General features: G+C 32.8%; 14 protein-coding genes and 6 pseudogenes. 13 read left to right on the forward strand and 7 right to left on the reverse strand.

The features are described from left to right. Positions 1-924 precede the first annotated feature (924 nt). The 4 genes and pseudogenes from istB to KDN24_RS06370 form a co-directional block, all read right to left on the reverse strand. Positions 925-1676, reverse strand: a pseudogene (istB, locus tag KDN24_RS06355) (IS21-like element helper ATPase IstB). A gap of 1 nt (position 1677) precedes the next feature. After that, positions 1678-3201: pseudogene (gene istA / locus KDN24_RS06360) on the reverse strand (IS21 family transposase). Between the two features lie 719 nt (positions 3202-3920). Further along, the gene (locus KDN24_RS06365; protein WP_409972141.1) at positions 3921-5351 is read right to left on the reverse strand and encodes a hypothetical protein; all 1431 of its coding nucleotides are present in this window, start codon (positions 5349-5351) and stop codon (positions 3921-3923) included. Between the two features lie 17 nt (positions 5352-5368). Next, the gene (locus KDN24_RS06370) at positions 5369-6682 is read right to left on the reverse strand and encodes a hypothetical protein (protein WP_409972140.1); all 1314 of its coding nucleotides are present in this window, start codon (positions 6680-6682) and stop codon (positions 5369-5371) included. Between the two features lie 623 nt (positions 6683-7305). Between KDN24_RS06370 and KDN24_RS06375 the strand changes: the two genes are divergently transcribed. Next, positions 7306-9495, forward strand: coding sequence for a hypothetical protein (locus KDN24_RS06375; RefSeq protein ID WP_409972139.1), 2190 nt, complete (start codon positions 7306-7308; stop codon positions 9493-9495). 9 nt (positions 9496-9504) lie between these two features. Here the strand turns inward: KDN24_RS06375 and KDN24_RS06380 are convergent. Beyond that, a pseudogene (locus KDN24_RS06380) lies at positions 9505-9993 on the reverse strand (transposase); the annotation flags it as partial. On the opposite strand from KDN24_RS06380, the pseudogene rlmD reads away from it, so the two are divergent. Next, a pseudogene (rlmD, locus tag KDN24_RS06385) lies at positions 9989-11178 on the forward strand (23S rRNA (uracil(1939)-C(5))-methyltransferase RlmD); the annotation flags it as partial. The pseudogenes KDN24_RS06380 and rlmD overlap by 5 nt on opposite strands. A gap of 175 nt (positions 11179-11353) precedes the next feature. Further along, entirely contained in the window at positions 11354-11503 is a 150-nt protein-coding gene (locus KDN24_RS06390; protein ID WP_409972138.1) for a hypothetical protein, read from the forward strand. 693 nt (positions 11504-12196) lie between these two features. Here the strand turns inward: KDN24_RS06390 and KDN24_RS06395 are convergent. Next, on the reverse strand, positions 12197-12355 hold the full coding sequence (locus KDN24_RS06395; RefSeq protein WP_409972137.1) for a hypothetical protein: 159 nt from the start codon (positions 12353-12355) through the stop codon (positions 12197-12199). A 280-nt stretch (positions 12356-12635) separates the two neighbouring features. On the opposite strand from KDN24_RS06395, the gene KDN24_RS06400 reads away from it, so the two are divergent. From KDN24_RS06400 to KDN24_RS06415, 4 genes and pseudogenes are all read left to right on the forward strand, one after another. After that, entirely contained in the window at positions 12636-13673 is a 1038-nt protein-coding gene (locus tag KDN24_RS06400) for a hypothetical protein (RefSeq protein ID WP_409972136.1), read from the forward strand. Then, complete coding sequence (locus KDN24_RS06405; protein ID WP_409972135.1) at positions 13663-15276, forward strand: coiled-coil domain-containing protein; 1614 nt, start codon at positions 13663-13665, stop codon at positions 15274-15276. The genes KDN24_RS06400 and KDN24_RS06405 overlap by 11 nt, the downstream gene beginning before the upstream one ends. Before the next feature lie 700 nt (positions 15277-15976). Next, positions 15977-16612: a hypothetical protein gene (locus KDN24_RS06410; RefSeq protein WP_409972134.1), complete on the forward strand. Its 636-nt coding sequence runs from the start codon at positions 15977-15979 to the stop codon at positions 16610-16612. Between the two features lie 245 nt (positions 16613-16857). After that, positions 16858-16929, forward strand: a pseudogene (locus KDN24_RS06415) (IS200/IS605 family transposase); the annotation flags it as partial. On the opposite strand, the gene KDN24_RS06420 reads toward KDN24_RS06415, so the two are convergent. Further along, the gene (locus KDN24_RS06420; RefSeq protein ID WP_409972211.1) at positions 16902-17135 is read right to left on the reverse strand and encodes a hypothetical protein; all 234 of its coding nucleotides are present in this window, start codon (positions 17133-17135) and stop codon (positions 16902-16904) included. The pseudogene KDN24_RS06415 and the gene KDN24_RS06420 overlap by 28 nt on opposite strands. A gap of 682 nt (positions 17136-17817) precedes the next feature. Between KDN24_RS06420 and KDN24_RS06425 the strand changes: the two genes are divergently transcribed. The 6 genes and pseudogenes from KDN24_RS06425 to KDN24_RS06450 all read left to right on the forward strand — a co-directional run bounded on the left by KDN24_RS06425 (position 17818) and on the right by KDN24_RS06450 (position 24155). Continuing rightward, positions 17818-18990, forward strand: coding sequence for a beta-ketoacyl-[acyl-carrier-protein] synthase family protein (locus KDN24_RS06425; RefSeq protein ID WP_409972133.1), 1173 nt, complete (start codon positions 17818-17820; stop codon positions 18988-18990). Between the two features lie 626 nt (positions 18991-19616). Beyond that, entirely contained in the window at positions 19617-20738 is a 1122-nt protein-coding gene (locus KDN24_RS06430) for an ATP-binding protein (protein WP_409972132.1), read from the forward strand. A gap of 100 nt (positions 20739-20838) precedes the next feature. Next, a pseudogene (locus tag KDN24_RS06435) lies at positions 20839-20931 on the forward strand (3-ketoacyl-ACP reductase); the annotation flags it as partial. Positions 20932-21875: 944 nt separating this feature from the next. Then, a complete protein-coding gene (locus KDN24_RS06440) occupies positions 21876-22631 on the forward strand; it encodes a MerR family transcriptional regulator (RefSeq protein WP_409972131.1) in 756 nt (251 codons plus the stop codon). 1 nt (position 22632) lies between these two features. Beyond that, a complete protein-coding gene (locus KDN24_RS06445; RefSeq protein WP_409972130.1) occupies positions 22633-23130 on the forward strand; it encodes a hypothetical protein in 498 nt (165 codons plus the stop codon). 161 nt (positions 23131-23291) lie between these two features. Then, entirely contained in the window at positions 23292-24155 is an 864-nt protein-coding gene (locus tag KDN24_RS06450) for a YkwD family sporulation-associated protein (protein WP_409972208.1), read from the forward strand. The last annotated feature ends 397 nt before the right edge of the window (positions 24156-24552 follow it).

Below are 24552 nucleotides of genomic sequence, written 5' to 3' on the forward strand. Positions count from 1 at the left end.
TGAGAGTCGCATGATGCGTTCTAGAAGAGTATTGCTAACACTTCCTTTGAACTCAGTGCATAAAATTAATTCTCTTTTTTCGGCCGGATGCAGGGTGGGGATTAGTACGATAATACAATGTCCAATATTAAAGAGCAGTCGGTTTCATTCCTTTCTTGAGGAGTTGGGTTTATTATATAACGCTGTTTACAAAATCACAAAAGGACGCAACTTTGAGGTGCTGACAGTCAAACATAAGGAGTCTCTCCACAGGAATACTTCGTTGAACTGAATTCGACGGGCCATATGCGTCAGCACTAAAACAGCCGGATCACAGGTCAAGAGAACCTGAAGAAACTTAATTCCAAAGGGAGTTCCAAGTAACATGCAACGGCGAAATTTCACTTCCCTTCTCCTACAATCTACGCACTTCTTGCCACTATAACAGAAGCGATGTACCGCATACGGTGTATGTGGAATACAGTAAGTGTGTGTCGCTCGTGAGAACACAGTGATTTAGAACCACATTTTAACTATATCAAAAGCCCAATCCTTTGCGAGAGGGCTTTTCGTTTTGTAATAAGATGTATTAGCAAACGCAACAATTCAATCGAGTATCTGATTTCAGTTCGGATTTCCCATATGGATTATATTGGAATTATATGACGAAATTTTATGTTGTGAGATGTGGAAATAGTGATTCAAGGGATTTAGCAAAAAGATATCAGACGAATACAAAATAATTGAGTAATGGATAATAATTATAACGATTGTGATGTGATAGGTATGGGTAAGCAATTTAGCAAACTCTCTATCATTCATTCAAAAATGACGTATTATATACACTATTCAATAGCAGTTTAGGACATCAAATGAGTGATTACCTGAAAATTGTAACCGTCAACCCCAATTGAACATTTTTTGCTCATTAACGATGAACACTTTTTACTCGTTGAAAATCTTTTGCTGATGCTTCAATGGATGACTTTCGTTGTTCATATGAATTACTTCCACGCGGTGTAACAGACGATCTAAAATCGCTGTCATCATCCCCTGATTGCCCACCAACTCTGTCCATTCTTCTGGGCTACGATTGGATGTTAAAATAAGCGAGCTTTGCTCATACAGTTGGTGTACGAGCTGGAAAAATAATGTTGCCTCTCGTTGATCTAAAGCCATATACATGACATGATCGATAATAATCATATCGGATGCACGAAGGCGTTTTAATTGAATTTGAGAGCGATGTGTAAATTCCTCTGTTTTTAACAACTGAATCAATTCACCCATTGTCACAAAGTACACTTGAAATCCATTTTGAATAGCTTCAATGCCTAAGCCAACGGCCAGTAATGTTTTACCGGCACCAGGTGGCCCTAATAAGATTAAATTATAGTTTTGTTCGAGCCACTGAAATTCACGTAATTGTTTCATCTGACGCTCCGTAATCGCTGTCTGCTCATCTAAATGAAACATATGTAGCGGTTTATGATATGGGAAGCGCGCCCACGCTAATCGTTTTTCAATGCTTTTTTCTTCATGTCTTCTTAACTCTAATGTTGTAAGCTGCTCTTAGAATTCTAAGTAGGTCCATGAAACCTGCTCAGCTTGACGAAGAATCTATGGAAGCCCTCCGCCGTTTCTGTTAACCTCAAATGTTTAAAAGCTTGTTGAATATCTGCTACACTCTTACTCATTTCATTTTCTTCCCATATGGTAAATGTATTCTTGTAAATCCCTTGTTTGAACTGCTATTGTCACAGATTGGTTTAGTTCCACATCAACTGTTGGTCCAATATCAGTCTCTTGTTTCGTACGTTTAAAATAGACGACAACGTCACGAAATTCATTGGCACTATACAATTTTTCTTGAATACATTTTTCGAGAGCGAAAGAAATCCATTCTGGACTCTCCGTCGCAACTTTTTGGAAGAGTAATAGTTGGTCACGTCGATAACGTCCATATGTATGACAGACTTCCTGTATATATTGCGCTGCTCCTTCATAAGGAAATAACGTAAGCACATGTTGGTGTAACTTATCGAGCGACGTGGAACGAATCACGTCCGTGATTTACATTTTTAATCAACTTACCTTTTTCAAAACTTATCGTATGATCCGCAAGGATTTCACCAGTATGTGGCACCACAATCCTTAATATTTGTCCATTTGGAATCAAGTTTACTTGTGTGGATGCTTCGTATAGGTTCCTAACGGAACAGAGTATCGATTAGACGTATACCGAACTGTATTGTCCTTGTTCACATTCCTTGTTATAATTTCTGTATGGTTGCTTTCTGATAAAGAAAGCGGTGAGGAGACTTTTTTCAAGTGTTGCTTTTCCAGGAGAAACACTTCAAAAGGTCTCTTTTTTGTGGTGTTATGGACTTTATAATTCCCTGTCCGTTCTAGCCATTTTATAGCTCTTTCATTCCAATCCTCAAGGGTAGAATAAATACGATTTTTCGCAAAGTTGATTTTCACATACTTCACGACGTTCTCAATCTTCCCTTTGGACTCAGGGTCTGCTTTGCGACAAAGATACACTTTAAATTTACGGTCTTTTACATAACGCTGAAATTGCTTTGTTAAAATAAGATCTCCTGCATTTTCACTAACTGCGATTAAATTGTCCTGATCATATACAATCTCTTCTGTGAAACCGCGATAATATTGAAATGCCTTTTCATGACAAAGAATTGTATCTTGCGTAGTAAAAGGACGATCTTGCTATACCATATATTTCTGACGAGAATGTGCCAACACAAAAGCGATAAAACATAATTTCATTTCTTTACCATTCGCATTTCTTTGAATCGTTTGTCCCCAGTCAACCTGCATTTGTTTACCTGGTGGCTGTTCGTCTACAGCCTCAAATTCTCTTGGCTCTTCTGACTTATCAATTTGATAAATTTCCCGCATTTCATTTACATATCGTCTGACGGTACTTTCTCCAACCTCAATATCCGGAAAATGTTCCTGCAGCCAATCATAAACTTGTGCGCCACTTAGACTCGGATATTTACGTAGCCAATTGACAATCCAATCCCGATAGGGATCTAGCTTTTTCTTCCGTTCAATAATACTGAATTCATTTAAAGCTTCTTCGAATGTCATGTCTAAATATTTGTACACGGTGTTACATGAAATCTTAAGCCGTTTTGCGATTTGTGCAATTCGGAATCTCCGTTCACGTAGTTGATGTATTTCAATATATAACACAAGCTTCTCCTCCATTAGTACAGTCCCCCTACAAACTAGTATTTCTAGTCTATAGGAATCTATTAACTCGGTGAAAAAGTGTTCAATTGAAATGAGCAAAAACTGTTAATTATATTTTAGCGTTTACATACAAAACGCTATTCATATAAAGTGTTGTTAAATTCAATTGTTAATACATGTGTAAAATTAAAAGGAAATTATATATATAGAACTATCTTTAAAGATGATAGGAATGGATTCATCAAGAATATTTTAGAAACAACAGGATTTTATATAAAAGATCAAACAAGATGGGGGATTTCAAATACTGGTAAATCTGCAGGTGAGGGTGAAGTTGCAGTTGCTCTACTTATTGAAGAAAAGAATTCTCCATACTCAATTATTGAAGTTATGAATTAATCATCATTAGATGCAAATTATTTAAATCTCTATATCAATAAGATTTTTAAATATGACACGATCAGGCCTTCCATTTAATTTTATTATTAGTTATGTGAAGATAAAAAATTTTGGATTTAAATATAAAAAACATATCACTGAACACAAATATCCATGTGAATTAGAAACTACTAATTTTGGTATAGACAACGAATTTTATTATTAGGGGATAAAAATTGTATAAGGAATGGAATGGTAACTGGATTATATTATATATGTGTTAATATTATTTGGATAATATTAACGTGTAGACCTTAAGCAGCATCCACACGTATTTTGTGTTAAATTAATAACGAAAAAACTTGTTTTGGTATGCCAGTGATTTGATGAATAAAATGAAGTAAAGTTTTAGCACTTATTGTAATGCTTTTTATGTCATTAAAATATTGACCCAACTCTTTCTCATTAATTTCTTTGTCCTTTAAGTCATACTCATAAAGTACAAAATCGAAATACCTTAGAATGTCATAGTATGCATGAGGATTTTTTGTAATCCTCGAAATCATGTCTAAAAAAGCTTCATGATAGCTAGGAGGGGTTAAATTAATCGTTTGCTTTTTGGTAGGAATATTGAAATCCGGAACTTGTTGTTTAACTAAACTAAACGCTATCTTAAAGGAAGCATTGAGAATTTCATTTCTTTTTTTTATAGGAATCTCGCTTGAAATAAGACCTTCAGTAATTGTTTCACGTCTTTCTTCTTCAGAAAAATAATACACTTCCTTGGAAATATCAAGAGTAGCCAAGGTTAATAAACAAACTAATTCATATATCGCCCACCGAATAGCAGAAAGTTGAGATTCTTCTAGTGGCAAGCTAACATAAGATGATAAATCCCTTAATGCAGTTATACTTTTTTTGACTTTAGTGAAATTATCAAGATTCCAGTAATTACTTGTAATGAAAGATGTAATTTTTTTAAATGATTCATTGTTAGGAATACTAATTCTAGAAAAAGCTGTTTTTTTATCTTTCAAAATATTATAATCCCAGGAGCCGCGCCAATCAGAATATTTTACTCCAAAATCGGACTCAAGCTTGTCGATTAACCGAATATCAAGTATTTGTACTCCAGTTTTTCGAGCGTATTGTTTGGTAGCAAATCTTACATCATTTTTAACGAATATTACATCGTCAGCATTGAGTGTACTTTGAATTCCATGGATCCAGGTTAATCTATCATGTGGTCGTGCTTGGCCTGATTTACAATCAACCCAAAGTGTCTTTTTTGAAAAGTCTCTATGAATATAGATTCCGAAAACATCTAGATCAGTAATCGGGTCTGCAGAATCATCATTACTTGTTTTTAGCAAAACTCCAGTTTTAGTGAAGTATCCCATATGATAAAGTAATCTCTTCATCCTATATTCTAGTAAGTCTCCACTAGATATAGTTGGTTTATCATTAGGAACTTTTTTAGTTGAATTAGCTCGATTATTATGTTTTGTTTGACGATCATACGAAATCGTATTTTTTAATGGTATGGCTGTTAGTTTCTCTTTTTTATCAATAGTCTCTGGTAAGTCAAATGTTGGTTGTTGAACTTGTTCCGGTACTACAGTTGGTTTATCATTAGTTGGTATATCCGAATGTTTAGATTGTTCAGTACCATGTGTTTTTTCATCAAGACCAAAGGAATCCTCTTTATTTGAATTGTTCTCGTGAGACATGAAAGCACCTTCCTTTCTTGAATTACCAGTATCTTTCTTCAAATGTTACTCCTTCAATGTTACAAAATTTCATCTCTAAGGATCCTATTTAAATATTCTTCAGCTTCCTTCACGGGTTCCGGAGATTCGCCGAGATGAATTCTGTTTTCTTCAGGTGTTACAAAAGAACCTGTATCAGATAAAGATGAATAATCAGTAACATCGCTCGAAGAAGAAATATGATAATCCGGACTTTTGATTATATCCAATGCGGCTTGTGCGACATCTTTTCGAATTAGCTCAAGAAAATAGCCACTTTCATTTCTACCTCTATAATAGTTGTAGCGTGAACCATATGAGACTTTAATAATACCCTTTTTTTCTAAAAGCGTATAGTCAGTTTCGTTGGCTGGATGAGGTCCAATTCTACCTTGATCAATAAGAAAGCTAAGAAATCTTTCAGTCTGTTCAATTGTTGAATATTGGGTATAGTTTTCACCAAATCTGAGCGAAGCCAGCAGTAGCTTTACATCGTCTAAGATGTCATCTTCATATCCTGCAGAACTAATAAGTTCTGAACTAAATCCAAAATCCTTTTGAATTCCTCTACTTGAGATTATTGTAATAGGATTTATCATTCCAGTTTTCTTCGCAAGTATAAATAACTCATTATCAATAGTAGGCAATTTCTCCAGTGGGAAACCTTGCGTTCCTTGGATAAGTTCGATTATATCTTTTAGATTTTGTTTTTTGCCAAAGTCTAAGCTAGATATTGCCATAGCGATTTTTTTATGATTGGGACCCCAGACGTATTCATTACTGATAATAGCCTCCTGAGTTTTCGATTTCTTCAGCAGTTGAATTAGCTTAAATTGATTTTGTAAAGTAAGTGCTAACTGAATTTCTTGATCACTAAAGCCTTGCTTATTAAAAAGCTGAGTGAGTTCGCCCTGAAGGTAAGGGATTTTTTTTGTTGCATCCATCGTTTCGACAGTGATTCTTTCTATAGGAGTTGGACCAGATACTTCAAATACTTTACCAGTAATATCTAAAACATTATGATTAGTAAAAACGTATTCTGCGATACCTGTAATATCTCCAACACTATTTCTAATAATCTCAACTTGCTTGTCAGAAGCTTCTTCAAGCATCGGTAGAATAATTTTGTGTAGTTCTTTTGGGGATATGTTAACTGAGTTAGCCATTTTTTCTAGTTTTTTTATGTTATCTATTTCATTATTTCCTCGAATAACACCTAATAACCTTCCTGCTTTTCCAGCAGTATTTAAGGTATCAAATTCATCAATATTCGAACTGTCAGTTCTATAGGCTTTAAGATGTTTTTGTGTTGCAATGGACCAATAACCAGACTTTACATTATCATGTTCTGACATAAAATTGCCCCCGTGAGATTGTTGATAGTATTGGATAATATTTCTATATACATTATAATTTAAATTAGGCCATATTGCACTTGAAATTTGAGTTAATATAAAAAATGAAGATTGAAGTGAAGAATATTACTTATCATTATCCACCTGAGTTAATGGGGTTGCTAATACAAGTATTATCGTAACAGTTTCCTTTGCTGCTTATGCTGCCTATCTTCTTGCTAAATTGTTTTAATAGTTTTTGATAGTCGCTGATTGCATACTGGACACGAGTCACAACTCACCTAGAACTTATTTTCTAAGTAGAAACAAAGTCTCTTAGGTTAAGCCATTATAATTTCTCTCTTCTGTGATCTAATTACACTTTAATAATCGAAAACTGAATAAAGTTTGTTGCTACGATTTTGATAATTTATTGAATGATTAATTTAGTAAGATTAATTCTATAAAAATGTTAAAAAGTATGCTTCGTTATCTGCGAGTGTTTATTAATAAAATTTCATGTACGTAAAATCCCTACTTCATGTAAATTATATAGGGGATTTTTGTGATCTGAGTCGAATGGGATGTGTTTGAAAAAACAATTTATTATGTAAGTTTAAAAGCTTGGGAATGGGGGCTAATAATTGGAAGACTTAGAAATGAAAGAATATAGTTTTGAAGATTTGAAAAGTTCATTGGAAACAGGAAATTTAATCAAGTCAGCTAAGATAATAATGCAGTTATTTATGTTTCATAAAGATTTTAGGAAGGGACTATTGTTAAGTGGATGTTTACCTGAACCACTAAGTAGAGAATTTTCCCAAGAAAAATTAAATAAATTTCTTCGATTATGTCAGCATCTAGAGCAAGAGTTTCAGAAATTTGATAAAGAATTTGATGATGATAATGCAATAAGTTTTAAAGAAACCTATTTTAATGTCGTAGCTACTATACATTTTATAAATAAATTTGCAAAAGAAAATGAAAAGCGTCTTTTAAAAAATGATTTTTTAAGTTACCCATTTACTAAGCAAATACAAATGCTTTGCACTTTTATTGAAAATCAATCAAGGTACGCAGGTAAGGAAGTTAGTAAGAAAATTGTTGAAAAAGGTTACATTACGGGTCTAGAGCAAGCAATAACATCAGAAGAAAATCTATTGTCTATAGAAGATAACCTAGAAAATACTGTTGAAATCTTCGACACGCTTTTTAGGTTTTTACATTTTAATTCTAAAGGAAAAATTGAAAAAAGTAATTTTGAAGTTTATTCGGATATTTCTCCTTATAAAATTCCTAGTGTTGAGGAGTTGTTGTTGCTTTCATTACATAGAAATTCACTTGAATCACTTTGGGAAAAAGTTAAATACTCACAATGGGACTTTATTAAAACTTCGATAGAAGACAAAAGTGTCCTATATTTTATTCCTCCAAATGATGAAGCATTAAAAGTACAAATATCAGCTATTCATAGATATAAATATAAGGCTTTTATAAATATGGCTAAATTAATAAATAAAATTAATGAAGCTGAATATAAAACGATACAAAGCATTATAGATAAGTTTGAGTTTTCTTTGGAAAACCCTGAATCATTATTCAATATTAATACTGATATATTTATTAAAGTAGGAAAGATAATAGATATAAATATAAAAGGTTTATATGAAGATTTAAGTGAAACATATGGTTCAACAATTGTAAAAATGAAATTTGGAAAAAGTAGGAAGATTCCGGTAGAAGACTTTTTAAAAGGAATAAAGTTCTTAAAGGTATTTGCCTATATTTATAGTAATAAATCACATGATAATATTGATGATAAAAATGAACAGACTTTCTGCTATTTGGCTCCTGTGTTTGAATTAGATGTATTAATTAATAAATTTCTTGAAATCTTTAAATTTGGTAAAAATAAAGCTACAGAAATAATAGAGTTGTTAGTTTTTAAACCTAACTCTAAACTAGATGTATTCTCTCAACCATTAATATATGTTGGCAATAATCATGTTGTATTTACACCGTATTTGATTGAACAGTTAAATATAGCTCGAATGGTAGAACAGCAAATAATCTTTTGGAAGGTTAAAGACATTGAAAAAGGTATTGAATTTGAAAAAACTCTTCGTTTTATGTTAAGCGTTTTGCCTCATATTAATATAAACCCAGAGTCTATTGAATTTCAAGCATATGATGGAAGAGATGTAGAGTATGATGTTATTGGAACTTTTGAGGGCAGATTATTATTAATTGAAATTAAGAGTATAAAGAGGCAATTTTCACCTTATGAATTTAAGAAAAGAGAAGAAGATGTTTTAAATGGGGTAAATCAAGTAAATAGAAGGGAAAGAATTGCCAAAAAACAGTGGGAAGTTATAAAAGAAAGAGCAACAATCAATTTGCCTGAAACTTGTCCAGGTAACATAATTAAGATTGTTTGTTTGAATACTCTTGACTTTACTGGTAGTAAATATGGGGATGTTTATATAACTGATATATCAGCGTTAACCAAATTTTTTATGGACCCTGTAATAAAATATAAAACAATTCAACCCAATCATAAAGCAAACAATCAAGTGGTTCAAAGACTATGGAGTAGTTCGAAACCAAATATTGATGATTTAATAAGGTATTTGGAAAAGCCTGTAGCAATGAGAAATTATTATAATAATTTAGAGGAACTACCTAGACTAATAATGCAAATTGAGGAAAGTAAAATTGTATTAGCAATGAAGGATTATATTATAACTGAAGACCCATTTGAATATGAAGGTAATAAAATAAGAAAGAAAAAAAGAAAGAAAAAGAGAAGAAAAAAGCATAAAAATAAAAAGTGAATGTGCTTGTCAACTAAAGTGTGTAAGTCTTTCTAAATCCTTTAACACACGCTCTTTGAGATGTTCATGAAGGAGTAGTTGATTCATCACCATAGCCCATTGCTGAATACGGCCATCATTCCATTTATTTTCTAATTCTTTTGTCCGTAAATATAAGACTTTTAGTAGGGCATTCTCATGGGGGAATGCTCCTTTTTTTGTAACTTTCCGAAAGCTTGAGTGAATGCTTTCAACGGCATTGGTTGTGTACATGATTTTACGTATGTTACTACCATAATTGTATAGTTGTTCCACATGATGAAAGTTTCGTTTCCACACGTCCACACCTCTGGGGTATTTAGACCACTACTTTTCAAAGGATTCGAACGCACTGTTTCAAGCTTTAAGGCTTGGGGCTCCATACACTTTCCTTAAGGAAGCCGTAAAATTCTTGTTATACATAATGGAATTTCGAATCAAGTGAACAATACATCGTTGAACGGTCACATTAGGGAAAATCCGTAAAAAATCCGAAATTCGTATCCAGCCATTATGCCCAATATATGAGCAATGTGGCGGCTGCCAGCTTCAGCACCTTCAATATAGCCAGCAGCTGAAGGAAAAACGCGATATCGTTATTCAAGCATTAGAACGCCATACAAAATTAAACATGAATGAGCTAAACATTAAAGAAATAATGGTATGGATGACCCTTGGAAATATCGCAAAAAAAAAGCAGTTCCAAGTTGGCATGCAGGATGGAAAAGTGTTAGCTGGCTTATACGGCATGAATTCTCACAGGCTCATTAATATTGACCAATGTGCCGTTCAGCATCCAGAAACAATAAGTGCAACAGAAACGGTCAAGAAAATTCTCCAAGATCTACAAATCCCAATTTACCATGAAAAACAAGAAAAGGTCTCGTGAGAACAATAGTCTCTAGAGTTGGCATTCAAACAGGAGAGCTGCAAATTGTCTTAATCACAACAAAGAAAGAGCTGCCAAAAAAAGCATTAATAATAGAAGAAATTAAGAAACGCTTACCTGAAGTGAAATCAGTTATCCAAAACATTAATGGTCAAAAGACCTCTTTAATCTTTGGAGAGGAAACAGTTGGCCTGGGTGGGAAAGACTTTATTCAGGAAACACTCGGTGACTTAAGCTTCGAGCTTTCAGCGAGAACCTTCTTCCAGCTAAATCCTGAGCAAACTGTCAAGCTGTATAATGAAGTAAAAAAAGCGGCTGCATTAACAGGTAAGGAAAAAGTTGTTGATGCGTATTGCGGAGTTGGCACAATCGGATTGTGGGTAGCGGGTGGCGCAAAAGAAATTCGCGGCATGGACATTATTCATGAATCGATTGAAGATGCTAAGAAAAACGCTGCCCGAAATGGAATTTCCCACACCAAATACGTAACTGGAAAGGCCGAAGAATGGCTACCAAAATGGGTAAAAGAAGGATGGAAGCCAGACGTCATTATCGTCGACCCGCCAAGAACTGGATTAGACGAACAGCTGATCAAAACCATTTTGAAAGTAAAACCGAAGAAGGTTGTTTATGTTTCTTGTAACCCATCAACTTTAGCGAGGGATATCGCAGTTCGAAGTTCGAAGTATAAGGTAGAAATGATTCAGCCGGTGGATATGTTTCCGCAGACAAGTCATGTGGAGTGCGTGACGTTGATAGAGTTGAAATTGTACTAACCAAAATTCCCAACCGACAACATAATAAACATTTCCGATTTCTCCTTCGAGTGAGAAAAAAGATTTCGTAAAAAAGCGTGGGAAAAACAGGGCTATCCCTTACGGGATAAGCCTTTTTTCTTTTTATGGTCTCGGAAAACTTTATTCTAATTCGAGATAAAGAGGGGAAAAAAGCGTGAAAAAAGAACGGGGAAAAGTAAGTAAAAGAGGGAAAAGAGCGGGAAAAGCGGGAGATTTCGGAAAACTTTATTATGACAGCGAACGAAGGAATGCGGGTTTGCGTGGGGTAAAATCGGAAGGGAATTTTAGCAATGTACAACGATAAGGCTGGAAATCCTTAATTTCAAGGACTTTTACAAGCATGTGGTGTTTGTATCTGAGGGTGATAAAATCAAAAATAAAGAGTTAAGGAAGCATATCAATGTTTCAGTAGTTATCGACCTAGAGTGTGGGAATACAAGAGAAAAATTATGAAATCATTTATAAATGAATGATATTATGCTTTTACAGGCAGTTGTGAAATAAGAAATTTTACAACCGCCGTTTACATTTAAATAGTAGGATTTCGTAATCAAAGGGTCATTTATACATCTAGAAACTAGTGAGGGTACACAAATTGAATATAACAGCAGTAACCAATTTATTCAGACAGAATATTGAAGTTGCTGCGATCAATAAAAAAATTAGGAAAGTCCTTGTTATATTGAAGGGTTAGGACTCTTGCTGCAACTCTGACTCTGTTTTAAGCGTACAGCATATAAAGCAAAATGCTGTAATATCAAGGAATTTGGGAACATATAAAAAAAATGTGTGGAAAATAATAAAAAGTGCAATAAAAATGAAATTTGCACCTAATCAGAATTTCTGCTTGCTATCTGAAAATCAGAGATTAAATTTCAATATTCTTAATAGGGCGTTCAAGTCTTTGAACGTCTTTATATTTGTCTATTCACTTTTCCAAGAGACTCTAATGGTTTCAATCCACGTCAAAACCCAGTCAAAAGTTTCACTATTATAATTACCCAATTGGCTGTGAAACGGCACGATTTAAAACATCTGTAATATCATATATTAATGTTCTTTCAAAGCTAGTAATGATATTGTTTTTTGATAAAATATTAGTCATTTTACTCTGGCCAAATCGTTGACCAACGAGAATTGTAAAATGTATAATCATTACTTATTTAATTCTCTTTAGTACCAGATAAAATTCCTGCTTCATTAGCGTTCTTCTGGATTGCTTGCTTTTGGTCATCTGTAATTAACTCTAGTTTACCAAGACCATTTATTTCTAAAGACTTTATGTACTGAATAAACCAAAGTATTAACGCTAATACAATTAGCATTACCGAAATCGAATCAATAAGTGATTAATTTGATTTAAATCATTAAATTGTTTCTTACCTTCCCTTAATATACAATGAAGTTAATAACTAATGTTAGAAAGGGAAAATAATATGGTCTATACTGTCTCATCCTCAGAAAAATTAAGGAAATCTGCAGCCGATTCTGAAACAAAAGCACTACTTTATTTAATGAATTTCCATAAAAACCGTGATGAAATTCACTATTTTGTTGTAGATTTTTTTAATGATTTAACAGGGATGGATCGAATGGCAGGTAAACTTTGGGATATTCAATCTAAAGGTGTAAAAAATAACTCTCCAAAAGCACTAGGTAGAGAACTTGTAACATTATATAAAAACTTTGTTAGTTATTTTGAATTTGATAGTTATATTTTATTTGTTGGAGGAGTGTCGCCCACTGTTCGTATTGATTCAACAAAAAACATTTTTAAAATCGATAACATTCAAGAGAATGCGCAGAAAAAATTAAAAGAAGGATTAGTTGAAGAGGCTCAATCAAAAACCTATATTAATCCTTCTGATATTTCTGACAAAAGAATTGATGAATTTTTAGGCAACGTTCTTTTCGTAATTGATGATAAAGAACCTAGTGATTACGTAAAATCTATTATTAAAGACCATATTGCTTTGATACCAAAAAATGATGAATTAACAGCAATTTTTAATGAGATTCGGAAAATTCAATCAGATAAGAAAAACACGAACCCAGTGGAAAGTATTAGCATTACTTCTATTGACCAGTCTTTATACTACTATCGACATCTAACTAGTGGACAAATAAAAACTCTTGTAATAGGAAGATTAATTAATAAGAATCCATTTGAAAAAGCGTGTCCTGTTCCTTTTATAGATATCTACAGTTCTTTTCCACCCGAATCAAGAAAAGATGCATTAGAGGAGTGCAAAATAGCATTCTCAAGAGCTCTTTTTAATAAAAATTGTGCTGAAGAATTTTGGATATTGTTTAACGAAACATATAACAAAATACTTGATTATCCAAATAAAAGTGTAGAAGAAATATTTAATTTACTAGATAAAAATACAAAACAAAACTGTCCAGATTTTGATGTCTTGTCTTTAAAATATTTTATCGCAACTGTAAAAGAGGGTTTACAAAATGATAATTAAAAAAATTGCTGTAGGAAATTCATATGAAGCATATATAGAAAATAGATTAACAGAAGAACTAAATGTTATTTCGAGTGATGACAATAACAAAGGAAAAACTATTATTATACAATCCCTCATGTACTGTCTTGGTAGCGAACCTGTTTTCCCATCATCTTTTAAATTCGAAGAATACTATTATATTATTGAGTTTGAATTCAATAGCACTACATACATCATCTCAAGGAAAAAAGACACATTTGTATTGTATGTAGAAAAATCAATATTAATATTTGATAATACTTCTGAACTAAAAAGATACTGGACAAAAAATATATCTCCATTGCCTGAAATTTTAAAAGACGGAATCCCAAAAATTGTAGATCCTGATCTATTTAATCAAATTTTCTTTGTTGGTCAAGATAAAAAAGATTCTTCAAATATTTCAAATAAAGGGTTTTATACAAAAAAAGACTTTTACAATGTCATCTATTCTTTTGCTGATCTAGGAGAAAAAATACTAAGTTCGGAAGAAGTTTTACTTGAAAAAGCTAAATTAAAAAGATTAAAAGAAGAAAAAAAGGTTCTTTTGGAAAAAAATAAAATTTTAAATTCAAAAGATAAGTCTATCACTTATATAAGTAGACATAGTGATAGAGTAGCCTTGGAAGATAAAATAAAACAGATTGAAAATGTAAAAGATAATTTAGTGCTTTTAAAAAATGGCAGGAATCGAACAATAAATCGTCGTATAAAGTATGAAAATACTTTAAAAGAACTTAACTCTTTAAATAGAACAATATCTACAGGTGAATTGCAGTGCTTAGAATGTCATTCTACGCATATAGGATACTCTTCTAGCATCAAAAAAAGTTTTACTTTTGATGTTTCAACTAAAGAGGTTAGAAACCAAATTATTGAATCTATCACTGAGAAAATAAATTCATACACTGAAGAATTAGAAAAACAAACTAGTGAAATAAATATCTATCAACAACAGCTTCAAGAACTATTATCTGATGAGGAAATATCTTTAGAATCAATTATCCTTTACAAGGAAGATACAATTGATATTAATAAAATTGAATCAAAGTTAGAATCCTTAGAAAATCAAATTTCTGAAATAAGCTACTCTATTAAAGAAAGTGAATCGAATAGTAAAGAAACAGTTGATAAACAAAATTCACTCATGGAAGATATTTTAAAGGTAATGAATGATATATATAAACAAATTGATCCAAATGGGAATTTGATTTTTGACGACATATTTACTAAGAAAAATGAAGTTTTCTCTGGAAGTGAAGCCACTGAATTTCATTTAGCTAAAATTTATGCTCTTGCTAAAGTTTTGAAACATCCCTATCCTATTGTTATTGATTCTTTTCGAGCTGAAGATTTATCAACAGATAGAGAACAAATTGTAATTGACCTATTTAACCAGCTAGATAATCAAGTAATATTTACGACAACATTAAAAAAGGAAGAAATTAGTAAATATAATGATGTTTCTGAGATAAACCATATTGATTATAGTTATCACATGCCTAGCAAAATTCTACAAAAAGAATATGTAGATGAATTTACTACATTAACACAAAAATTGATGGTAGATATTTTGAATTAAAAATTTAATACCTTTAGAATTTCTAAAAATACTCTAATGGGGCTGTCCGATAAGTCCCCAAAATAAAACAGTTGGAGAAAAATGAATCGTTTTTCTCCAACTGTTTTTGTATTTTTTCGATATCCCTTTGGAAGTAGCTGGCGGATGCCTGCTACTTCCAAAGGGATATTGTGGGCTAATGCCCCAATTCCAAACTCAATATATACCTTGTTGAGACTCCGCAAGGAAAAACTACGGAACGACCAATTGCCTTTGATGTGATGTCAAGACGTTCAAAGCACATCTGCAACAAGTAGTTTCATCATAGAATTCATTTAAATGCAATTTCTCATTAAAATATTGTCATCTTAGGTATTCCCTCTTTTTAATAATTACCAAAATATCTATGCTATATTATCTATTAGAAAATGGAGTTTTAATGCTCCCCTTAGCTGCATCATATCTTTATTATAATCTTTCAGTAGTCTCAACAAGAAATTTAGAGAAATAGGTTTTTAATTAGTTAGCATTTAAATTAGGATAAATTAGACAAATCTCCCTAGCCTTTGGTGAATTTTGTTATAATAGGACATATATACCGTGTGTCTTAGGGATAGCATATAGGCCAATATGAGGGTTTTAAATATGAACAAATCAGCATAAAAGTAAAAAGCAAAGTTCTAAGAAATAAATAGGCTGGGATTTGAGATAGGAGGAAAGTATGGGAGAAACTAAAAAAAATAGTAATCAAAATAACTTTAATGGGATGACAAATTTTAATGGTCCAACACAAATTGCTGGAAGAGATATAATTAACAATATCTCGGATGATTCTTATCAAGAGGCTCAAGAGGCAAAATATACACCTGAACCAATGTGGCGAAGTCCGTTTACTATGGCTGTTTTAACGTGGATTAGCGTGGCTATTGGGGTACTTGGAGTGTTTCCTATTGGAAAAATATTAAAAAGTGTTGTGGATTTCTTCAAATCTCAGGGGGTAACATCTATCACTAATGTTCAACCATACACAATAATATTTATAATACTGACTTTATTATTTTTTGTTTTCCTCAGTCTTAGGAGAATTGTAAAAAGACAGACGAGACATCCTCTGCTTTTTAATTTTGCAATTAGTGGTTACGATGGAAGATTGACCATAGAAAAAATACATATTGATAAATGTCCTCAATGTGGTGGTAATATGAAATATTATAATAAGCCTGTAGAATGGGGAGAAATTCTTCGCAGTAACGGTAGCATTAAACGAGAAATTACAAAAAGGATTCCAGTATTAGAGTGTAAGCGTAATTCAGAGCATTGCTATAAAGTTGATCCTGCTGAAGATAAGCTAAAATAATGTAACTAAAAGTGAGAATGGAAAATCTACGTAAGAATAAGTAATATAGCTCTAAGAAGTAAGAAAATATATTTACAAAAATTGCCCAACATTAAGATGGAAAATTCACATTTCGTCTTATTATAGAAATGAAAACCCCTTGGGCGAGGGGTTCCAAAAAGCTTTTAGCTACGGACAAGAAAAAAACCCCAGTCGTACAATGAAATCAGGTCTAGTCAACCGACTTCTTACGAAAGGGGCTCCAAATGTATAATAAAAGTTTAACACATACAACATGGAATTGTAAGTATCACATTGTCTTTGCACCTAAATATAGAAGTTCCGGAAAACGGTATTCTTCTGGAAGATTGTCATCTATGGGAACATCTTTTCCGGTTACAACAATTATGCTCTTTTCATTAAGTACGGATTCTCCGGTTTTCGTAACTACACTTTCGTCGACGGCGGCAAAAGCAAAAGTAGTTAAAAGCGCGGTTATTGCGCTAAGTGTCATAACAATAAGTATTAATAATTTTTTCAACATGTATTTTTCTCCAAATTAATTATACATTTAGTTGACTTTGAACAGTGATAATAATAGTAGACAAAACTCAAATGAAACGCAAAATGGTGAAATCGTCTATGTGGTACGTAAGTAATTGCAGCAGGTACACAATCTTGTATATATCATATCCTGTCTATAAAATGTAATCACATTATCGGCTTCAATAAAATCATATAAATTTGAGCCTGAATTGAGCATGAAATAATACAATGTTACATTATGAAATACTTTATTGAAAAAGAAAGAGGGACATGGGGACAGGTACACTGTCCCTTGTTTGATATGGGACAAGGAACCTGTCCCCGCGTCCTATGATAAGCCTGTGGAAAATGTGTGTGGAAATGCAGGAAGAAAAAGCGTGAAAGAAAGGGTGGGAACAGGAATCCCATCCTTTTTAATTCAGAAAAAATGTAAGATAATTATTTTCCCTCTGTTCGATTTTGTAGTCTTTGATAACATTCTTCTAATTCGTTAATTTTGTCTAATATGGGTTTCTTAAAATAAGCTTTGTCCCCATGTTTCTATATAATGGACTTTTTCTTTGCTCAAAATAATAAAATTATACATTTTGAGTGTTTTTAATATTGAGATATACTATATTCATTATATGTTAGAAAATTATAGTAATAATAGAATAATATAGTAAGAGGGGCACTCGAGAGTGAAAGTATATATTACTGGTTATGGCATTAAAGCGCCAAAAATTCAGTCGGTTTCAGATTTTAAAGACGTATTGGAGAATGGAAAAGTTATTTCAGAAATTGTTAAATTTAAAAATGGGTTAAAACTAGTGTGTGGAATAATCACGGAAGATTTATCCGTGCTTTCTCCAAAAGTATTAAAAAGATATCCACGAACAGCACAAATGGCGATTGCAGCTGCTTACGATGCAATTGAAATGGCTGACCTAACAAATAAAATGGAAGAAAAAAGGATAGGAGTTATTATAGGAACCTCTGGCGGGAATATTACTGACGTTGAAAAGTGGAGTGTGAAATTTCATGAAAAGAATCAAGTTTCTCCATTATCTATTGGAAATATGAACGCAAATGCTCTATCAACCGCTGTGAGCTCATTTTTTGAATTACATGGGATGGCCCTAACATTAAGCAATAGCTGTACCGCCAGCACTGACGCGATTAACTTGGGGAAAACGCTAATCGAAGCTGGTCAATTCGACATTTGTATTGTCGGAGGCGTAGAGAGCACAATAACAGATGTGGTGGTGCAGGGTTTTTCAAAACTTCGTCTTGTAGCAAAGGACATAGATCCGGGAGTGGCTGGAGGTCCTTTTTCAGATGACAAGGGATTTGTCTTATCAGAAGGGGCCGGCGTGATTGTGCTCGAAAGTGAAAAATCCGCATTAAGCCGAAATATAGAAGTTAAGGGTTGGGTCGAAGGAGCATATATGAATCAAGACGGAATATCTATCTACCACTCTGATTCTTCTGGAGCCAGAATGATCGAAGCGATGCAAAGCTGTTTAAACGGGAAAATTCCAACCTACGTTAACAGCCAGGCTCTTGGAATAAAAGAGAATGATAGAGTAGAGGCTATCGTACACAGAACGATTTTTGGACAAAATGTTCCTATTACGTCAATGAAAGGAATGACTGGGCATTTCCTCGGGGCAACGGGAGCAATTCAAGCGATTGCCAGCTTAATCAGTATGGAATATCAATTTATTCCTCCAACGATAAAATGTAATTTGGTTAACTATCCGGATTTACCAATTGTGACTGAAACAAAATATAGAGAAGTAGATAAGGTTGCTATCACGTCTCATGGCTATGGCGGCAACAATTCCTGTTTATTACTCTCAAAAAAATTGTAGAAAGGCTGTTTTTATTGGAGTTTATATTACTGTTTTCCATTTCATTGATCCCTTTTCTCTGCGGACTTATCATCTTTTTTGGATATAGAATTCCCTTAGCAAGATCTTTTTCTGTCTTCTTATTTTTGCTATCCATTTGGCAGATGGATGTTGCTATTTTGTATACGGAGAGTTTTTTATCCAAACAGGTGATCGAGATACTTTTTAGAATCTTTCGCTTTGGGCCGATTATGATTATGCCATTGCTATACTATTATGCCTATTATATCTTCAAAACAGAAATGGTTAATCAAAATGAAAAGAGATATTATAAATACTTAGTTAATCGGTGGAGCCTTCTTTTTTTCATACTTTTTAGTGTCATTGTTTATGGTATTAATTTAACTCCTTTTGGAGTGGTAGAAATATATCAGACCCATCCCTATCCATCCTTTCCGGGTCATTACATCCCAAAGTATGGAGAGTTTAATTTTACTTTTTATCTTAATATTATTCTTGTATTTGTTCACTCCTGTTTACTCCTATTTTTATCTTTAAAAATTTCAGATAAAAAGATCAAGAGATTTTTTCAGTCGCTTGTTTTTGCCTCGTTATTTATATATATAAATGGAATTTTAAGTGGATTTTTGGTATTTCCTTTATTTTTCTCAGTATTAAATTCGTTTTTCACAGGGATATTTTTATTCATTACCTATTTCATTTTGCAAAATGCAACAATTGAATCTTTCAATCAGCAATTAAAAGAAGAAAGAAACTTTCTAGAAATTATTTTAAATATCTATCCTAACCATCTTTATGTTAAAAATAGAAAAAACGAATTTGTAAGTGTAAATGGAAAATTCGCAGAAATATTCAATAAAAATCCGAATGAAATGATTGGTTTAAATGAATTTGAAATCACCAAACAATTCATTTCAATTGAGGAAAAGGATGATTCAAAAGAAATAGTAATCACATTAAACGGGAAGCAGCAAATGATGGAATGGAGTTATGTTCCAATTTCATTTAAAGGAAATCATGATCATACTTTGTGCATTGGTACGGATATTACGATGAGGAAAAAGGATGAAGAAATGCTGGTGAAGTCAGAAAACTTAAGAGTTCTGGGTGAAATGGCCGCGGGAATTGCTCACGAAATTAGGAATCCACTTACATCGATAAAGGGCTTTGTTAAATTATTGGATCAGAGTATTTATGATGCAAATGAGAAGTACTATTTATCGATTATTGCGGATGAAATTGACCGAATCAATGAGGTAGTTGGAGAACTTCTTTACATTGCTAAACCACAGGCTCCTGTGCAAAAAGGGAACGAAGTATCGATCGATAAAGTGATTCAGGATGTGAAGACTCTACTCGATAGCACAGCACTGCTTCTCCAGGCTTCCATTGAGATCCAAACAAATGACATGATAAAAACCCACTCAATAGAAGAACGGCAAATAAAGCAAGTGTTAATTAACATTATTAAAAATTCCTTGGAAGCTGTATCGAATGATGGGAAAGTTAGAATTAAAACGGAAAGCATTAGCGAAAAAAAATCTAGAATTCGAGTCATCGATAATGGCAGCGGTATGCCTAAGCCGATACTCCAGAAATTAGGAGAACCTTTTTATACAACAAAAGAGCGCGGTACAGGTCTAGGACTTACGGTTTGCTTTAAAATCATCAGGGAAAATAATGGAGAAATTCAAATTAGGAGTAAAGAGGGCTTAGGGACGATCGTTGATATTGTTATGCCTAAATGATGCTTACTACTAGTAGAGTATATTATTACTTGATTGATTAATTAATTCAGGATGTTTTAGGAGAGCTGGGGCTGCTTAAATAGCTTCTAAGCATGCAGTTGTTGCAAAAATAGCTCTTTTTCTAGCATCTGATGAATCCAGCTTCGTGAATGGAACAGTTATTACAGGGGGCTCTGGTTGGACAGCAAACTAATAAACTAATTCGTAAATAGACCGTTAAGATGATATCTTGACGGTTTATTTATTTATAAGAAAGGATAAGAAGAAATTGTTTTACTCCTTTCTAAAAGTGAAATTTGGTTTTCTCTATCCACAATTCATCCATAGTGAAATTAACTCCAAAGTCTAAAAAAATAAATATATTCTTTTGATGAGGTTTTTGGGGAAGAATAATGCTGTATAAATTTGAGTGCAAAATGTGATATAAGAGTACGAAGAAAGGACGCTCTCATTTGTCCTTTTTATTTTTCAGAAAAAACATGTGAAATATTTCGCAAAAATAAACAAAGGCTGCCAATAGAATCGGCAGCCTTTCAATTAAGTAAACAGAGTCCCCATAAGGGGTTTATTATGTTTACTTTGAGTGGGTTTCACTCTTCGTTGCGTATTTTTCTCTAAATTCTCGTTTTGGAAAAAAATCCATCTACTGATATATCATATAGGGTGACAAGCTCATAGAAAACTTGGGTGCTGTCCTTTGTTTTAATGGCTTGGCCGAAAGCCTTAAAATCATATTATCTCTGTTGCGCTTTAATATATCACCTAATGGACTTTCGAATATTTCTGGTTTTTTGTTTTCTTTTTTAATGAATACAACGCTAGTAAACTTAACTCTTTTTTTGATTTAAAAATACGAAAAAGAAATCGATTATTAAGATTATTAACCAAATAAAAATAACGGTTACATTCACTTCACTAAAGTAGAACCATATTTTGTTGGATTTGAAAATATCCTGTATATTTTCAAAGTTTTTAGGTGCCTTTTCTAATCTGATAAAAATATTTAACACGATATGTGCTGCTAAAAAAACAATCAAATGTAGATAAAATTTTTGTTTATTATTCATTGAAATCACCTCATAAATATCTTGACATTGACGTCGACGTTAATGTCAAGATATTTATGAGGTGATTAGTTTGTATACAATTTCAGAAGTAAGCAAAAGATTTAATATTTCGCAGCGAACACTGAGGTATTACCATGAAATCAAGTTGCTTTTACCCAATGTTGATAAAAAGACAAACTACAGAAATTATGACGATGCTCATTTGATTGATTTACAAATAATTATAAATTTTAAAAAATTAGGCATGGGTCTCGATCAAATCAAAATAATGTTAGAGGATATTAAATCTAAGAATACAAATCAGCGTTTAGAAAATGCGATTAATCTAGAAATTTCAGTTATAGAGAAACAAGTTGAAAAATTAATGAATCGAAAGAGTAAACTATTAAGACTTAAAAATGGAATAGAAATAAACTCTAAAATGGTGTCTCTTGATATTCAAAGACTTCTAGAATATATAACGCATAATGATATAGATAAAGAGAACACTTTTGCCTCACAAGATTTCAGTTTAGAAGAAATAGAAGTATTGAAAAATCTCCCTAATTTAGATGATCCTGCTGCTATTCATTCAGATATGAAAGAACTTCTACAAATGATTAGCCGTGGTATGGAAAAATCAAATGATTTGCTTGAACAACAAATATATACAAAATACATTCAAGTCGTCCCACCATTATTTAATTATGATCGTAATCTAGAAAAAAAGTACTTCGAAATATTAGAAGAAAGCTTGTTAAAAGAACCGAAAGTTATTCCTTTTAATCAAACATTTTTCAATTATATCAATCACATCCTATTGCATTTTGACGATAGGAGGGAGTAAAGTGCCCATATTAACACTAATTATTATATGTGAAATCTTATTTTGGGTATTTGCAATTCTTGGTGTCTTTTTCAGATCAATCATTAAACTGCCTAAACTTGGGAAGTTTTTCCTCATCCTTATTCCTATAGACGATTTGTTACTAATTATTTTTAATATTGCCTCACTATTAATAGGTGAACCTTTTTCTTATAGTCATAGTTTGTCTGGTATTTATTTAGGTGTAACAATCGCATTTGGAGAAACGATTATTAAATGGTTGGATAATAAGATTAATCGAGTGAAAACAAACAAGAAAAAAGATTACCACTATGAGATGTTCCACTTTAAAAAATGGCTGCTTGCTGTACTAATTTATCTAATAGTTATGGGTGTTTTTTATATTATACTTTCTATAATCGGAGAAGGATATAATACCTTCGAAGCATTGCCTGGATTCGCGATTGTTACAGTTATTTGGTATGTAACAGGACCCCTATGGGTGAAAAAAGAGAATTAGAATTCTACATTTTATTTCGATGAAGTTTGTCCCATCGCTAAGAGTTTCAAAAAATTCTGTAGTGAAATTCATTTGGACACCAATTTTTACCAGTATTTATTTTGAAAAAACAATCAAAAATAAAAAAGTATTATATTGTTTCAAAGGAGGCGTTTCAATTGATAAACAAGAAAGTCAGGATGTTAATAACACCTATTATCGTGCTCGGTCTTGTTGCATGTAATAACAATGCAAATAATGATAACAAGGATCATAATATCTCTAGTATGGCTACATCGATGTCTAGTAAGGACTATCCTCATACGAAAGCGGTCTTAACCCAACAGGCGAAATACCAATTTGAGCCGATAGAGCATGGAGATGAATTTCAAGCGGAAGCCCCTAATAGTAATGACGGTCAATCGCCAAATCAATGGCAAAATCAAACGGGTTTACCACCGATTTCTCAGCAAGAACCACAATGGCAACAAAGACAAGCGACTCCATCACCAAATAATCAACCAGCACCAACTGAGCAGCAAGGACAAGTGACTCCATCACCAAATAATCAATCAGCACCAACCGAGCAACAAGGACAAGCAGCTCTACCATCAAATAATCAAACAGCACCATCACAGAAACAGCCAGAACAAACACAAACGACTGGTATTAGTCAAGCAGCACAACAGGTGATTGATTTAACGAATACAGAGCGGAGAAAAAATGGCTTGTCCGATTTAAAAGCCGATACGCAATTAAGTAGTGTTGCCCAAAAAAAATCTGAAGATATGCAACAAAAACATTACTTCTCACATACAAGTCCTACTTACGGATCTCCATTTGACATGATGAGGGACTTTGGTGTGACCTATCAAAGTGCGGGAGAAAACATCGCACAGGGACAACAAACTCCTCAAGAAGTCGTTCAAGCATGGATGAATAGTGAAGGTCACAGAAAAAATATTTTAAGTAATAATTTTACGCATATCGGAGTCGGTTTTGAGCAGACAGGTAAGAATTGGTCACAAATGTTTATTGGTAAGTAAAAAGCGAAGTTCGTTCTTCTGTGAAATAAGGAAAATGAATGATACATTTTCAAATTGTGTGATTTAAGTAAACATTTCCGATTTTCCATGTTATTTTATTGAAAAAGTGAAAATAAGTAAACAAAATTGTTAAAATAGATGATTTTGTCAACGGAATATCTTCACATGTATTTATTAAGCAATTCTCCATAGTGGGTATTGCTTTTTTATTTTGGAAACGTAGGGACGGACCTGTCGAAACATTTAATATAAAACGTCACGATATTACAAAACGTCTCATAGTCATCTATCAATAGCGGTGCTACTATATGAAATGAAGGGCATAGAAATATGAATATTCAATAAAATTAATAGATAGGGAGTGGTTCTACCTTGTTGTCTTGAGCTTGATTTCCGA

Origin of the sequence: Cytobacillus sp. Bva_UNVM-123 (assembly GCF_046351715.2) — a bacterium.
Classification (GTDB): domain Bacteria; phylum Bacillota; class Bacilli; order Bacillales; family Cytobacillaceae; genus Cytobacillus.